Source organism: Flavihumibacter solisilvae (assembly GCF_000814475.1).
Taxonomy (GTDB): domain Bacteria; phylum Bacteroidota; class Bacteroidia; order Chitinophagales; family Chitinophagaceae; genus Flavihumibacter; species Flavihumibacter solisilvae.
In genome coordinates, this window is sequence record NZ_JSVC01000008.1 from 53,612 (window position 1) to 69,237 (window position 15,626).

Genomic DNA, 15,626 nt, shown 5'->3' on the forward strand with positions numbered 1-15,626 from the left:
CTTACACTGTTTAATTTTTCATTACCATCTCATCCAGGTTTAGCATCGCATTGGCCACAACGATCATTGAGGCCAGATGGGCATCACCTTCCAATTCCTTCTTTCCTGTTATGGAAGCAGACTTGCTTGTATCTGCAGAATATTCTTTCATTGCTGTCTCATACAGTTTCCGGAACACCTTCAGCTTTGCAGGAGGAATGCTTCTGTACAGCATGATCTCATAACCTTTGTTTACCTGCGATTCTACTTTGTCGCCGCCTTCTTTGATCATTCGTCCCGCAAAGTGCCGGGCCAGATCGAGGTAAACTGAATCATTAAGGGTTACCAATGCCTGCAATGGTGTGTTGGTACGGATCCGGCGTGCATTACAAACCACGCGCTGTGCACCATCAAAACTGATCATTGACGGGTAGGGCGATGTGCGTTTCCAATATGTGTACACAGCACGGCGATACTGATCCTCGCCTTCACTCTTCTTCCATTTCGCACCATTATAGGGAGATTGCCAGATGCCTTCCGGTTGCCAGGGCATCACTCCGGCACCGTACATTTTAGTACTGAGTACGCCACTTATCTGCAGGTTCTGGTCACGAACTTGTTCTGCACTTAGCCGAACCCGTGGGCCCCGGGCATATAATTTGTTGAACGGATCCCGTTCGTGTGAACCCTCGTTGAATTTAGAGTCCTGCCTGTATGCCGAACTCATGACCAGTTCCTTCAACAGCTTCTTGAGACTCCAGTTGTACTCATTCATCAGCTTCCACGAAAGATGATCGAGCAGGGCCTGGTGAGTAGGTGCAATTCCCTGGGTACCCATGTCTTCAAGTGTTTCAAAAATTCCCTGGCCAAATAGTTGTTCCCATAACCGGTTAACTATGGTTCTTGCCACCAGTGGATGCTGTTTGCTGGTCATCCATTGCGCCAGGCCAACTCTCGAGGCCGGAGCCTTTGACGGCATTGCAAATGCCAGTGACGCCGGAACTGAAGCCTGTACTTCATCGCCCAGGGTTCTCCAGTTTCCTCTTTCAAACACATGCGTACTCCGACGCATGCCGCCAGGGTTTTCAACCAGCACCGGTGTAGTCGGTGCATCCGCCTGCAGCAGGTCATTGAAGATCTTCTCAATGCGCTGGTATCCAGGCTGGCCTTTTCCCGGTAAGGAACGGGTAAAACTGAACATTTCGAAAGCAATTGTAAAGGCTTCGGGTTTCAGTTTGCTGTCAGTTGCATCGAAGCGGATATAAATATCATGTACACCAGATTGCTTTTCGTAGAGAGTAATTAACTTCTTATACTTCTCATCTTTTTTCAGGGGCATGGAAAATAAAGTCGGGCCATCAGGTGAATCCAGGTGAAAGCCCAATTTTCCACCCGTATAAAATGAACGGTAATTCCAGATGAGCATATCGGTGTTATCGAGGTTCACTTTTTTCAACCGGGCTATTGAATGATTACGGAGGCCGAGCGAGATATTATTGTTAAAGATCACTGCTTTTTGAAGGCTGTCAGCAGTTGAAGAGTTGATCGCCGGCTGTCCTGTCTGCAGAAAGAGCTTAATTTCCTTCGCATGTCCTGAATCAGAATTGCGGGTAACCCACTCGGTAAGCTCACCTAAGTTTTTCTTCTGTTCATCATCAAATAATTTATACAACGGGTGTTCGCCGGGTACATCCTCATCGCGCGTATTATTGAAATAAGCCAGGAACTGGTAATATTCTTTATGCCTGAAGGGATCATACGGATGACTGTGGCACTGAACACAGGAAAAGGTTGTGCCCATGAATGCTTCCCATGTGGTATTAACACGATCCATTACAGCCGATGTCCTGAACTCTTCGTTGTCTGTTCCCCCTTCATCGTTACTCATGGAATTTCGGTGAAATGCAGTTGCGATATACTGATCATCGCCTGCCCCGGGCAACAGGTCACCAGCCATCTGTTCAGTTATGAACCGGTCGTAGGGCATATCTGAATTAAAAGCCCGGATCACCCAATCGCGGTACTCCCAGATATTGCGGTTGCCATCTGACTCATAACCTTTCGTATCAGCATATCGTGCCAGGTCGAGCCATACGGATGCCCAGCGTTCGCCAAACCTCGGCGAAGCCAGCAGGGAGTCTACCAGTTGCTCGTAAGCCTTATCATTTTTGTCATCCAGGAACTTCTGTGTAATGGCTGAATCAGGGAAGATCCCTGTAAGGTCAAGGCTGACCCTTCGGAGGAGCGTAGGCTTTTCAGCCTGCGGAGAGGGGAGAAGCTTTTCTTTGTTCAGCCGGTCGAGAATGAAACGGTCTACGTTGTTTCGCACCCAGCCATCTTCAACATCAGGTGGCATTACCTTCTTTACCGGCAGATAAGCCCAGTGATCGCCCCATTTGGCACCCTGGCTTATCCAACGCTTCAACAAATTGATCTCTTCGTCAGTCAGCGGCTCATGTTTGTAAGGCATCCGTTCTTCCGGATCATTCACCGTCAGCCTTCTGATCATTTCACTCTCTTCAGGATGGAAAGGGATAATCGCAGGTTTTCCGGACTCCGTATTGGCCAGGGCCTCCTCTCGGAACAGTACACTGAAACCCGCTTTTGCTTTCACGCCACCATGACAGGAAATGCATCTGCTGTTTAGGATCGGTTTTACCTCTGCAGAAAAATCCACCTGCTTTTCTCCGGCCAGCATCCAGTAGACGGAGAACGCGCAGGTCAATACAATCAGTGCCAGCACAATTTTTACCGGGATCCTCTTGTTGAGTTGCACAGTTTCACTCATTTTTTATATGGTTCTTTTCCACCGTAATGTTTACGCAATCGTTTGCTCTGAAGCGTTTACAGGCTTCTGTTAAACTATCTTGTAATATCTGATTTATTCACTAGAAAAATGATTAATAATTGCCATTTTCACCCTCGGAAATGTCAATCTTCAACTGATAAAATAAATAGTATGCAATTGAAGCATATCCTGTTGATCGTACCCCTTATGTTTCCTTTCGCATTAAAATCCCAGCATGCCTTAACCTCACCCGATGGCAACCTCAGGTTTTCTATACAGGTGCAATCTGGTATTCCCGCATATAGCATAACCTATAAAAACAAGCCTGTTATAGCTGACGCAACTCTTGGACTGGAATTCCTTGACGGCGGGAAAATGACGGGATTAAAATCCGGGAAAAGCGTAAGCCGCTCGGGCGCGGAAGAATATGAACTGTTTGTTGGCAAAGTGAAGCTGGTAAAGGATAGGTTCAGGGAGATCATTTTGCCATTAACGGAACAGGCTGAGCCCTACCGGTCTGTCAATTTTATTGCCCGCGTGTTTAATGATGGCGTCGCTTTCCGGTATGAATTCCAGCCGCAGCAAAACCGCGATTCTTTCAGACTTACCGATGAAAAAACTACTTTCCGGTTTGTATCAAACCCGAAAGTGCTTGCACTTTTCCTGCCTGGCTTCACTACTTCGCATGAAGGACTTTATACTTCAATCCCGTTGGACAAGGTTAAAAACGATACCTTAATGGACATGCCCGCCCTGTTTGAACTGCCTGGGAACATTTATGTGGCGATTACAGAAGCCGCCCTCCGGGACTATGCCGGTATGTACCTCAGCAAAAAGAATGGTGTGCTTACCAGCACCCTGTCATCCTTGCCCGGCCAGCAACAGGTGAAAGTGAAAGCTGGTTTTCCACATAAAAGTCCATGGCGGGTACTGATGATCAGTGACCGTATGGGTGCCCTCATCGAATCGAACATCCTGACCAGCCTCAATGAACCAACTGCAATCAATGACCTGTCCTGGATCAAACCAGGGATGTCCACATTTCCCTGGTGGAACGGAACAATAGTACCCGATTCTGTCAGCTGGACACCCGGAAATAATTTTGAGACCAACAAATACTATATCGATTTCTGCTCGCGTAATAATATTGCCTACCATTCAGTGGTGGAACACGGTGGCCATGAGTGGTACACGAATGACGGTGAAAATTACCAGCCTGGACCGAATGCGGATGTAACGAAGCCGGTACCCGGACTCGATATGAAGGCGATCTGCGATTACGCAAGAGCAAAAGGCGTGGGAGTACGGGTATGGGTACACTGGCAGGCTCTTTACCCTAAACTGGATGAAGCATTTGCCTTGTTTGAGAAATGGGGACTTCAAGGCATGATGGTTGATTTCATGGACAGGGACGACCAGCAAATGGTAAACATCCAGGAAGAAATCCTGAAAAAAGCTGCCCGCCATAAGCTGCACATCCAGTTTCATGGTGCTTACAAACCAACAGGAATGCACCGTACCTATCCTAATGAATTTACCCGTGAAGGCACTTTGAACTATGAGGTGAATAAATGGGATACGATCATGAATGCAGATCATGACATCAATATACCCTTCACCCGGATGCTTGCCGGATCTACAGATTATCACCTCGGCGGCTTTCGTGCCGTGGCTGAAAAAGACTTCAGGGTACAATACCTGAAGCCACTGATGATGAGCACCCGCTGCCATATGCTGGCCATGTATGTTGTTCTGGAAAACTACCAGGGAATGTTATGCGATTATCCTGAAGCCTATGAGGGGCAGCCCGGGTTCGATTTCCTGCGCGGGGTACCCGTGACCTGGGATGAGACACGCGTTTTACACGCCGTTCCCGGAAAATATATCTGCATCGCCCGGCGCCGAAACAACGACTGGTATCTCGGTGCAATCACCAACAGGGAGGCGCGGAATATAACTGTCGACCTCGGTTTTCTCGGAACCGGAACCTTCAATGCTGAAATTTATACGGATGCCGCTGACGCAGGCAAGCATCCAGACCATCTGCAGCAAAGGAGCATGCCGGTTACGAAGAAAAGCACGATCGCCCTTCCCCTTGCCATTGGCGGAGGTGCAGTTATACATCTGAAGAAATCGCTATAGCATCCGGAATAGATTTCACTTTTTCATAATTTACTGCACCACGCTGACTGTCAAGTATATATGTTGATGTCTTCGATTGGTGGACAAATTTTGAACTTTGCATTTTCCCTTTTGACTTCATAATCGCGTACATTTGCGGCCCGAAAGGGCGAATGCCCAATCGGCGATTATTATTATGAATATTAGAAACATTGCAATCATTGCGCACGTTGACCACGGTAAGACTACACTGGTTGACCGTATTCTCCACACAACCAAGGTATTCCGCGACAACCAGGAGACCGGGGAGCTGATCATGGATAACAACGACCTGGAGCGTGAAAGGGGTATCACCATCTTCAGTAAGAACGCGGCCGTTACCTATAAAGACGTGAAAATCAACGTGATCGACACGCCTGGCCACGCCGACTTCGGCGGGGAGGTAGAACGCGTACTCAAAATGGCGGATGGCGTGATCCTGCTGGTAGACGCCTTCGAAGGGCCGATGCCACAGACCCGCTTTGTATTGCAGAAGGCATTACAACTCAACCTGAAACCCATCGTGGTGATCAATAAGGTCGACAAGCCCAACTGTCGCCCTGATGAAGTACACGACGCGGTTTTCGAACTCTTCTTCAACCTCGACGCTACTGAAGAGCAGCTGAACTTCCCCACTTTCTACGGAAGTGGTAAGAATGGCTGGTTCAACGACAGCCTCACACAATGCGAGGATATTACACCACTTATGGATGGTATCCTGAAATATGTTCCGGAGCCAAAAGTCAGCGAAGGACCCCTGCAGATGCAGATCACTTCCCTCGATTACTCTTCCTTCCTCGGCCGTATTGCCATCGGTAAAGTAAGCCGCGGAACCATTAAGGAAAACCAGCAGATCGCGCTCATGCAGGGCGATGGCGTGGTGAAAAAACAACGTGTCCGCGAACTGTATGTGTTTGAAGGCATGGGCAAGCGTAAGGTCTCCGAAGTAATGGCTGGTGACCTTTGTGCTGTTGTAGGCCTTGAAGATTTCAACATCGGAGATACGATTTCGGATCCTGAAATTATGGAGGCGCTGCCGGTTATCAGCGTTGACGAACCAACCATGAACATGCTGTTCAGCATTAATAACTCTCCTTTCTTCGGTAAGGATGGTAAGTTCGTTACCTCGCGTCACCTGCGCGACCGCCTCATGAAAGAAACTGAAAAGAACCTCGCACTTCGCGTATACGATACAGACAGCGGCGACAGCTTCCAGGTTTACGGACGTGGAATTCTTCACCTTGGTGTACTCATCGAAACGATGCGCCGTGAAGGATATGAACTCACAGTTGGCCAGCCGCAGGTGATCGTGAAAACGATCGATGGCAAAAAAAATGAGCCATATGAGATCCTCGTGGTAGACGTTCCGCAGGAATTCGCTTCCAAGGTGATTGACCTCGTTACCCGTCGCAAAGGCGAAATGCATGTGATGGAAACAAAAGGTGACATGCAACACCTCGAATTTGAAATTCCGTCACGCGGATTGATCGGACTCCGCACCCAGATGCTTACAGCAACAACTGGTGAAGCAGTTATGGCTCACCGTTTCAGCGAATACAAGCCCTGGAAAGGACCCATCCCCGGACGTAACAACGGCGTACTGATCTCGAAGAACTCAGAAAAGACGACGGGTTACTCCATCGATAAACTGCAGGACAGGGGAACTTTCTTCGTTGATCCGGGAGAAGATGTGTACGCCGGCCAGATCGTTGCCGAGAACATCAAGCCTGGTGATCTCGTTGTTAACGTTACAGAAGGTAAGAAGCTGACCAACCACCGTGCGAGCGGAAGTGACGATGCCACCCGCATTGCACCGAAAACATTGATGACGCTTGAAGAATGTATGGAATATATCCAGCATGACGAGTGTATCGAAGTAACTCCGAATTTTATCAGGATGCGGAAAATTTACCTCGATGAAAACGAGCGGATCAGGTTCCAGAAAATGATGAAGACAGAAGAAGTTGGATAACATTCTTTTTTAATAGATTCAGGCCCGGCATACCTACTTGCCGGGCTTTTTTATATCGCTTTCTTTTTCGTTATTTGCGGCCGGATTGGCCAGCATCGCAATTTACATGAAGGTAGCACCCCCATATCAGCACGTATTCCAGCAACGCAAGGCCTGCGTGCTTATACCCACCTACAATAACGCTTCCTCCCTGGCAGGCGTGATCGAAGATGTCAGCCGCTTTACGCATGACATTATCGTGGTAAATGATGGCTCAACTGATGAAACACTTTCCGTTCTTGAGGCTTACCCCCAGGTTCAATTGGTCAGCTACCAGAAGAACCGGGGAAAAGGCTGGGCCCTACGGAAAGGATTCGCTTTTGCACTTGACAGCGGCTATGAATATGCCATTACACTGGATGCCGACGGCCAGCATTATGCGTCTGATCTTCCAGCCATGCTGGATATGATCGTCAGCAATCCCGGATCGATCGTAATCGGAGCAAGGAATATGAATACCGACAACGTTCCGGGCAAGAGCAACTTCGGCAACAGGTTTTCCAATTTCTGGTTTCATCTCTACACAGGAGTAACTGCACCAGATACCCAAAGCGGGTACCGCCTGTATCCTTTAACGCGACTGCAGCCGATCAGATTTTTCACGACCCGCTATGAATTCGAGGTGGAAGTTCTGGTAAGGGCAGCCTGGAACAATGTTGATGTGCTGTTTGTTCCGGTAAAAGTTTATTATCCGCCTGCCGAAGAAAGGGTGAGCCACTTCAGGCCATTCAAGGATTTTTCGCGGATAAGTGTACTTAATAGCCTGCTGTTTTTTGTTGCCTTTTTATATATAAAGCCGAGGAATTTTTTTCGCTCGATCATTGAGGCGGATAAAAGGGAGCAACTCTACCTGAAACTGCTGGAGCCCACGCAGTCTGCCGAAAGAAAAGCATTCAGTATCGGGTTCGGCATCTTTATGGGCATCGTTCCGATCTGGGGATTCCAACTTATGATCGCTATTTTCTTTTCAGTCCTGCTGCGTTTGAACAAGGCATTGGTTATTGCCACTGCCAATATCAGCATTCCACCCATGATCCCGGTAATCTTATATGCCAGCTTTATAGCCGGTGCGCCATGGATGGGTGACAAGGCCGCCACAATTCCACTTAGCTCTGATCTTTCCTTTTCAACGATTGAACATAACCTGCAGCAATACCTGGCAGGCAGTGTCACGCTTGCTCTTGTTGCCGGCCTCACAATCGGCCTGGTTTCCTATGCATTCATGAAACTGTTAAACAGAAAGACCGGTGCTGCCATTTAATCACCGGACAGCCTATGGAAAATATTTTTGTGCTGATCGACAGATTCTTCAAAAAATACCGGGTGTTGTTCTGGTGCTTTTTTGTTTTGTCATGCGGCATTCCTGCGTTTATCGCAAAGGACATAAGGCTTGAAGAGGATATTACTGCAATCATCCCACAGGATTCTGCCACCCGGCAGCTGAACGAGATTTTTCAGCGATCGAAGCTGCTCGATAAAATGATCGTTACGGTTTCGCTCACCGATAGCATCAATGCCGACGCCGACAGCCTCGTCGCTTTTGCCGATGTACTGGCAGGTGAATTGACCGGGCAATTGCAGCCTTATGTCAGCCAGGTCATGCACCAGGTCAGTGATTCCTCTTCGCTACGCATGATGGAGATGATCAATGAACACCTTCCGGTCTTCCTGGAAGAAGGAGATTATGCGGCAATCGATTCAATGATCAGCGCGGAAGGAGTGCGCACAACACTTGAAAGGAATTACAGGTTACTCACATCGCCTGCTGGTCTCGCACTTAAACAGTTTATCGCGCGCGACCTCAGCGGTATCTCAACGCCGGCACTGAAGAAATTACAGCTTCTCCAGTTTGATCCGCAGTTTGAACTGTACGATAATCATATTCTCACCCGGGACAGGAAAAATCTCATAATGTTCGTGAGTCCTGCATTCCCGAAAAATAATACTGGCGCCAACGCGGAATTTCTAAAAAGACTCGATGCTGTTCTCGATAGCCTGCATGCTAATCAGCCTTCGATAAAAGCTACCTATTTTGGCGGTACTGCTGTTGCAGCAGGCAACGCCGTGCAGCTACGCCGCGACACGCTGATGACACAGGGGATTACCTTAGTTTTCCTGGTCATTTTCCTCGCCTGGTATTTCCGGCGGCCCGAAGCGCCAATTGTAATTCTCGTTCCGGCAGTATTCGGCGCTGTGTTTTCGATCGCCTGCATAACCCTGCTGAAAGGTTCATTGTCTGTCATCGCCCTGGGAACAGGCTCCGTCATCCTGGGTATCGCAGTCAATTATTCGCTTCACGTTTTCAACCATTACCGGCATCACCCGGACATGGAAAAGGTGTTACGCGATCTCAGTCATCCCATGACCATCGGTGGCATTACTACCATCGGTGGATTTCTCTGCCTGCAATTTGTTGAATCGAATATGTTGCGTGACCTCGGATTGTTCGCCGCATTAAGCCTGGTAGGCGCCTCACTTTGTTCGCTTGTCTTCCTTCCCCAGCTGATCCGGAAAAGAAAAGTGACAGCAACACATGCACCTGGCTGGGTTGACCGTCTTGCCACCTGGCGTCCCCGTTCGCATAAATGGATTATTCTTTCCATCCTGGGATTGACAGTTTTCTTTGCCTTCTTTATGGACAGGGTTCAGTTTGAACCGGATATGAACCGGATGAATTACGTGTCGCCACAGCTGCGTGAAGCGGAAAAACAGGTTAATAACATTAACGCCTACGCGCTTCAGTCGCTGTACGTGGTGTCGTCCGGACCTGACCTCCAACACGCTTTGCAACAGAATGAAATTGCAGTACAGAAACTTAACAGCCTGGCGGCTTCCGGCACCATAAAAAAATATACCGGCGTTTCTGCGCTTCTCGTATCCGATTCACTTCAACAAAAGCGAATCGCACAGTGGAATGCTTTCTGGACTCCCGAACGCAGAACGCAGTTGCTGAAAAATCTCGATGAACAGGGAAAGCTTGCCGGCTTCAGTACAAAAGCATTTGAGCCCGTAAAGCAGTTGCTGGAAAAACAATACAGTGTGATACCGGCCGAAAAGGCAATTGAAGCAGGAGGCGGGCTGGTGGAAAATTATCTTATCAGCAAACCGGGAGAAGTACAGGTATTGTCGATGGTCAGGACCGAACAGGCTTCAAGGAATGAAGTGTACAAATCATTCCGGCAGCTGAACGGTGTGTCGGTGATCGATATGCAATATGTGACCGGCAAACTGGTTGAAATGGTACGGAATGATTTTAACAGCATCAGCTGGATGGTTGCATTGATAGTTTTCACTGTTCTGCTAATCTCTTTCGGCCGGCTGGAACTTGCCCTGATCGCATTTATCCCCATGCTCATTACCTGGGTATGGATCCTGGGTATAATGGCGTTGTTTGGAATCAAATTCAACATCGTCAATATTATCATCTCTGCTTTGATCTTCGGACTTGGTGACGATTACAGCCTGTTCACACTCGACGGCCTGCTGCAGGAATATAAGACCGGCGAAAAGATCACGTCGTCATTCCGTTCCTCGATCCTGCTTTCTGCAATTACGACGGTAGCAGGACTTGGAGTGCTCATCTTTGCAAAGCATCCGTCGCTTCAAAGCATTGCACTGATAGCAATCACAGGCATCCTCTGTGTAGTCCTGGTTTCACAGGTTATGATTCCCTTTCTTTTCCGCGTACTGATCAGCAACCGCACGAATGCCGGCAAACCTCCGCTTACTATCTGGACAGCCATCAAATCTGTATTTGCCTTCCTTTATTTCACGGTCGGTGCGTTGATTCTAAGCTTGCTGGGGTTTTTACTGCTGCGTGCAAATCCATTTGCAGGGGAGCGGGCGAAATACTGGTACCATGTACTTGTGTCAAAATTCGCGTGGAGCCTGATGTATGTTATGGGCAACGTGAAAAAACGCATCATAAACCCCTTGCGGGAAAATTTTGAAAAGCCTTCTGTCATTGTCAGTAACCACCAGTCTTTCCTGGATATTCTTTTGCTGATCATGCTGCACCCGAAGATCATCCTGTTGACAAATGACTGGGTCTGGAAATCACCGGTGTTTGGATATGTTGTCCGCCTCGCGGATTACATGCCGGTAACAACCGGCGTGGAAAATAATATGGCCATGCTTGCCGACAGGGTGAAAAACGGTTATTCCATTGCTGTGTTTCCTGAAGGCACCAGGTCACCTGACGGCAAAATGAAACGGTTCCATAAAGGGGCTTTTTTTCTCGCAGATCAACTCGGTGTTGACGTACTCCCCATCCTGCTGCATGGAACTGGTTACACCATGAGCAAATATGATTTTATGCTCAAAGACGGAACAGTAACCGTGGAGTTCCTGCCCCGGATAACCCCCGACAACCAGGCATTTGGAAAGGGTTATGCAGAACGCACAAAGATGATCAGCCGTCATTTTAAAAGCGTTTACCAGCAACGGCTGGAACAATATGAGCATACCGGATTTTTCCGTGAACAGCTTATTGCGAACTATCTTTACAAAGGGCCTGTGCTGGAATGGTATATCCGGATCAAAACAAAGCTGGAGAAGAACTACACGCTTTTTGACCAGCTGGTGCCCAAATCAGGAAAGATCCTGGATATCGGTTGTGGTTACGGTCCGATGACTTACATGTTACATTTCATGTCATCGGAACGGGAGCTGACCGGCGTGGATTATGATGAGGAAAAAGTCACGACAGCAAATCATTGTTTCAGCAGGAACGGTCAAATCCGTTTTGTGCAGGGCGATGTGACAAAGTTTGAATTTGAGGCCCATGATGCCATCCTGTTGTGCGATATGTTACACTACCTTGATCCCGCGCAGCAGGAACAGGTGATTGAAAAATGTATGCGTCAGCTTCTTCCCGGTGGAAGAATAATTATCCGCGAAGGCAATAGCGAAATGCAGAAACGTCATGCAGGTACCAGGCTGACAGAATTTTTCTCAACCCGGGTATTCGGGTTCAATAAAACACGTGAAGGAGGATTGTCCTTCCTGTCCGCAAGCATGATCCGGTCCCTGGCCCGGAAGAATGGGTTCAGGTGCAGTGAAATTGATGAAAACACATTTACCTCCAATATAATTTTCATACTGGAGAAAATCGAAACCTCGAATGAAAGCTGAATACGATATCGTGATAATCGGGAGCGGGTTGGGAGGACTCATCTGCGGTGCGATCCTTAGCGATGCGGGTTTCAGCGTTTGCATGCTTGAGAAAAATCGCCAGCTGGGTGGCAGCCTGCAGACGTTCGCAAGGGACAAGGTTTTATTTGACAGCGGCGTGCATTATATCGGTGGACTGGCAAAAGGACAGAATCTTTACCAGGTGTTCAAATATCTCGGTCTCATGGATGCAATGAAACTGCAGCGCATGGATGAAGAGGTGTTCGACCGGATAGTATTCCTGGAAGACGGAAAGGAATATTCAATGGCCCAGGGTTATGAACGTTTTATTGCAACCCTGTCGGCCGACTTCCCCGAAGAGGAAGAGAACATCCGCAATTACTGCGACAAGATCCGCGAAGTGTGCAGTAAGTTCCCTTTATATAATCTCCGGATCGGTGATGGCTATGCTGAAAAGGCAACAGTTCTGGAGATCGATGCCAAATCATTTATTGAATCGGTCACTTCAAATGTTCGCCTGCAGGAAATTCTCGCCGGGAACAATATCCTGTATGCCGGCGTTGCCAATAAAACGCCCCTATATGTACATGCCCTGGTAACAAACAGTTATATCGAAAGCTCCTGGAAATGCATTGACGGCGGTTCACAGATCACAAAACATCTTGCATCGCGGATAAGAAAAAATGGCGGTGTGATCAGGAATTACAGTACCGTTGCCCGCATTGTGGAAGGAGAAGGTAAGGTCAGCCATGTTGAACTTGCCGATGGTGAAAAAGTCTATGCTAAACAATTCATTTCGAATTTGCATCCACAGCAGACTCTTGAAATGACCAGCTCCACCATCCTCCGTAATATGTACCGGAAAAGGATCGCTTCACTCGAAAACAGTGTTTCATCTTTTACTATCCATGCAGTTCTGAAGCCGGGAACCATGCCTTATTTTGGTCATAACTTCTATCTCCACGAAAAAGATGGTGTGTGGGACGCGATCAGTTGTGATGAAGAAATGTGGCCGCACAGCTGCGGTGTTTTCTTCGCAGCTTCCTCCCGCACGTCAGCTCACGCCGAATCTATATGCCTGCTCGCCTATATGCGGTTCGATGAATTCAGTGAATGGCAGCATACATTCAATACTGAAGCGGCTCCCGCCGGCAGGGGAGAAGCATACGAAGCATTCAAGAATGAGAAAGCAGAAAAGTTAATCGCATTTGCAGAACGAAAATTTCCGGGGCTGAGAAATAATATTCAATCCTATTATACCTCAACTCCCTTGTCATACCGTGATTATATCGGCAGCGCCGACGGTTCTATGTATGGTATCAGCAAAGATTACCGTGATCCGGTTAGTACGTTTATTGCCACCCGGACAAAAATTCCGAACCTTTACCTGACGGGACAGAACCTGATGCTGCACGGCATCCTTGGGGTAACAATCAGTGCCCTGACCACCTGTGGGGAATTCATTGACCTGGCACCATTGGTTGAAAAGATAAAAAACGCGTAACGAAGAATGAGGCAACTGAAAAAAATTGGGAAGTGGTTATTGTATCTCACCTGCACATTGTTGTTGCTGCTGGTGATCCTTTTCATCTACCTCTACAATGTTTCGAAAATTGATCCGCCGCAAATTGCTGATACTTCAATTATGAAGCAGCAGCGCACGGATGCAGGTAATGGGTTCTATTACCTTGGAAACAGCTGGTTCCGGAAAAGTAATTCCGGGCTGTATGAACTTTACCTCGAAGGCGATTCATTCGAGAGAGGAGTGGTTAACGGGAAGCTTACAAAAGAGCTGGTCCAGCGCCAGGAAGATCATTTCAGTGAGCAGATCAACAAAATGATCCCGTCAAATTTTTACCGTCATTTCCTGAAATATTTTATTGGCTGGTTCAACCGCAATCTGCCAGGGCAGGTTAAAGATGAATACAAGGAAGAAATTTATGGTGTATCTCTTGCTGCATCTGATAAATATAATTATATCGGCACCCCCTACCAACGGATCCTGAATTACCATGCGGCTCACGATATCGGCCACGCGTTGCAAAGCATGGCGCTCGTTGGCTGCACGTCCTTCGCAACCTGGAATGGTCATTCGAAAGACAGCGCATTCATCATCGGAAGGAATTTTGATTTTTACGTAGGCGATAAGTTTGCCGAAGACAAGATCATCGCATTTATCAGGCCTTCGGATGGGTATGGTTATATGACCGTGACCTGGGGAGGATTTACAGGCGCGGTTTCTGGGATGAATGAGAAAGGGCTTACTGTCACCATTAATGCTGCGAAAACAGCCATGCCTTCAGGCTCGGCAACTCCTGTGTCGCTGGTCGCACGCGAGATCCTGCAATATGCTTCCAATATAAGCGAGGCCTATAAAATTGCCCAATCAAGGCATATGTTCGTCTCCGAATCATTTCTCGTAGGATCTGCAGCCGACAATAAAGCTGTGGTGATTGAAAAGACCCCGGACTCTCTTGATATGTATGATCCGAACCAGGATTATATCGTTTGTGCGAATCATTTCCAGAGCAAGTCCATGGTGAATTCAGTAGCAAATGTCCAACAGATGAAAGAAAGCGCTTCGCCTTATCGCTATCGTCGGGTAATGGAACTGCTGGCGGCCGCACCACAAAATACCGTTCAGCAGACCGTCGACATCCTCCGTGATTACCAGGGAGTAGGTGGTGCGGACATAGGGATGGGTAATGAAAAAGCGATCAACCAGCTGATCGCACACCATTCGATCGTGTTTGAACCCAAAAAGCGACTGGTCTGGATTTCAACTTCGCCCTGGCAGGTTGGAAAGTTTATTTGCTATGACCTGTCAAAAGTGCTTGGCCTGTCCGGGATGCGTACCAACCATGAAGTAAGCGACAGCTCTCTTAATATTGCGCCGGATAGTTTGTTATTTTCGCGCCGGTTTGCAGAGTTCAACAAATTCAGGCATTATCGCCAGGAGATACTTGATGGGGGAACAGCAGTGCCCGATAGCATAGTGGCGAGCAACCCGCAATATTATCATAGCTATGTACTTGCAGGAAACATAAGCATGAAGAATAAGGAGTATGCGGCAGCGAAGAAATATTATGAAACTGCACTAACCATGGAGATCGCGACAATGCCGGAAAAGGAATATATCCAGAAACAGTTGGCCACCTGTAATGAGCGGCTCAGGTAATATGATATTAGGAATCGGAACAGATATAATCGAAGTGGAAAGGGTTGCCGGCAAGATCGGCAGGAATATCGGTTTCCGTGAAATGGTTTTCTCTGCTGAAGAAATCAGCTACTGCGAAAAGCAAACCCATAAGTTCGAACACTATGCTGCGAGGTTTGCTGCCAAGGAGGCATTCCTGAAAGCGTTAGGTACGGGGTGGATCAATGGTACTGCTTTCAATGAAATAGAAGTAACTCACAATATTGAAGGGCAACCGCAGATCATCCTCAGGGGTGAAACTGCTGTAACGCTTGCTTCAAAAAACATTTCCCGCATCCACGTCTCCTTATCTCATCAAAAAACTATGGCCGTAGCTTTCGTCCTGCTTGAACAATAAT

The 15,626-nt window shown here is 47.8% G+C and carries 8 protein-coding genes; 7 read left to right on the plus strand and 1 reads right to left on the minus strand.

What is annotated here, in order from left to right; translation table 11 throughout:
• Positions 1-10 precede the first annotated feature (10 nt).
• Positions 11-2,767: a DUF1553 domain-containing protein gene (locus tag OI18_RS07370; RefSeq protein WP_052272969.1), complete on the minus strand. Its 2,757-nt coding sequence runs from the start codon at positions 2,765-2,767 to the stop codon at positions 11-13.
• Positions 2,768-2,938: 171 nt separating this feature from the next.
• Here OI18_RS07370 and OI18_RS07375 point away from each other — a divergent pair, with 171 nt between their 5' ends.
• From OI18_RS07375 to acpS, 7 genes are all read left to right on the plus strand, one after another.
• Positions 2,939-4,909, plus strand: coding sequence for a glycoside hydrolase family 97 protein (locus tag OI18_RS07375; protein ID WP_039138576.1), 1,971 nt, complete (start codon positions 2,939-2,941; stop codon positions 4,907-4,909).
• A 175-nt stretch (positions 4,910-5,084) separates the two neighbouring features.
• Positions 5,085-6,899: a translational GTPase TypA gene (gene typA / locus OI18_RS07380; RefSeq protein ID WP_205410002.1), complete on the plus strand. Its 1,815-nt coding sequence runs from the start codon at positions 5,085-5,087 to the stop codon at positions 6,897-6,899.
• Between the two features lie 106 nt (positions 6,900-7,005).
• Positions 7,006-8,199, plus strand: a complete 1,194-nt coding sequence (locus OI18_RS07385; protein ID WP_039138758.1) for a DUF2062 domain-containing protein — start codon at positions 7,006-7,008, stop codon at positions 8,197-8,199.
• 14 nt (positions 8,200-8,213) lie between these two features.
• On the plus strand, positions 8,214-12,071 hold the full coding sequence (locus OI18_RS07390) for a trifunctional MMPL family transporter/lysophospholipid acyltransferase/class I SAM-dependent methyltransferase (protein ID WP_039138578.1): 3,858 nt from the start codon (positions 8,214-8,216) through the stop codon (positions 12,069-12,071).
• On the plus strand, positions 12,061-13,575 hold the full coding sequence (locus OI18_RS07395; protein WP_039138580.1) for a phytoene desaturase family protein: 1,515 nt from the start codon (positions 12,061-12,063) through the stop codon (positions 13,573-13,575). Before OI18_RS07390 ends, OI18_RS07395 begins: the two co-directional genes overlap by 11 nt.
• Before the next feature lie 6 nt (positions 13,576-13,581).
• Positions 13,582-15,249 carry a C45 family autoproteolytic acyltransferase/hydrolase gene (locus tag OI18_RS07400; protein WP_039138581.1) on the plus strand — a complete coding sequence of 556 codons (1,668 nt, stop codon included), beginning with the start codon at positions 13,582-13,584 and terminating at the stop codon, positions 15,247-15,249.
• 1 nt (position 15,250) lies between these two features.
• The gene (gene acpS / locus OI18_RS07405) at positions 15,251-15,625 is read left to right on the plus strand and encodes a holo-ACP synthase (RefSeq protein ID WP_039138583.1); all 375 of its coding nucleotides are present in this window, start codon (positions 15,251-15,253) and stop codon (positions 15,623-15,625) included.
• Position 15,626: the final 1 nt, after the last annotated feature.

Coding starts and splice junctions, on each gene's coding strand:
- OI18_RS07370 (WP_052272969.1), bottom strand. CDS start 2,767: ATGAGTGAAACTGTGCAACTCAACAAGAGGATCCCGGTAAAAATTGTG.
- OI18_RS07375 (WP_039138576.1), top strand. CDS start 2,939: ATGCAATTGAAGCATATCCTGTTGATCGTACCCCTTATGTTTCCTTTC.
- typA (WP_205410002.1), top strand. CDS start 5,085: ATGAATATTAGAAACATTGCAATCATTGCGCACGTTGACCACGGTAAG.
- OI18_RS07385 (WP_039138758.1), top strand. CDS start 7,006: ATGAAGGTAGCACCCCCATATCAGCACGTATTCCAGCAACGCAAGGCC.
- OI18_RS07390 (WP_039138578.1), top strand. CDS start 8,214: ATGGAAAATATTTTTGTGCTGATCGACAGATTCTTCAAAAAATACCGG.
- OI18_RS07395 (WP_039138580.1), top strand. CDS start 12,061: ATGAAAGCTGAATACGATATCGTGATAATCGGGAGCGGGTTGGGAGGA.
- OI18_RS07400 (WP_039138581.1), top strand. CDS start 13,582: ATGAGGCAACTGAAAAAAATTGGGAAGTGGTTATTGTATCTCACCTGC.
- acpS (WP_039138583.1), top strand. CDS start 15,251: ATGATATTAGGAATCGGAACAGATATAATCGAAGTGGAAAGGGTTGCC.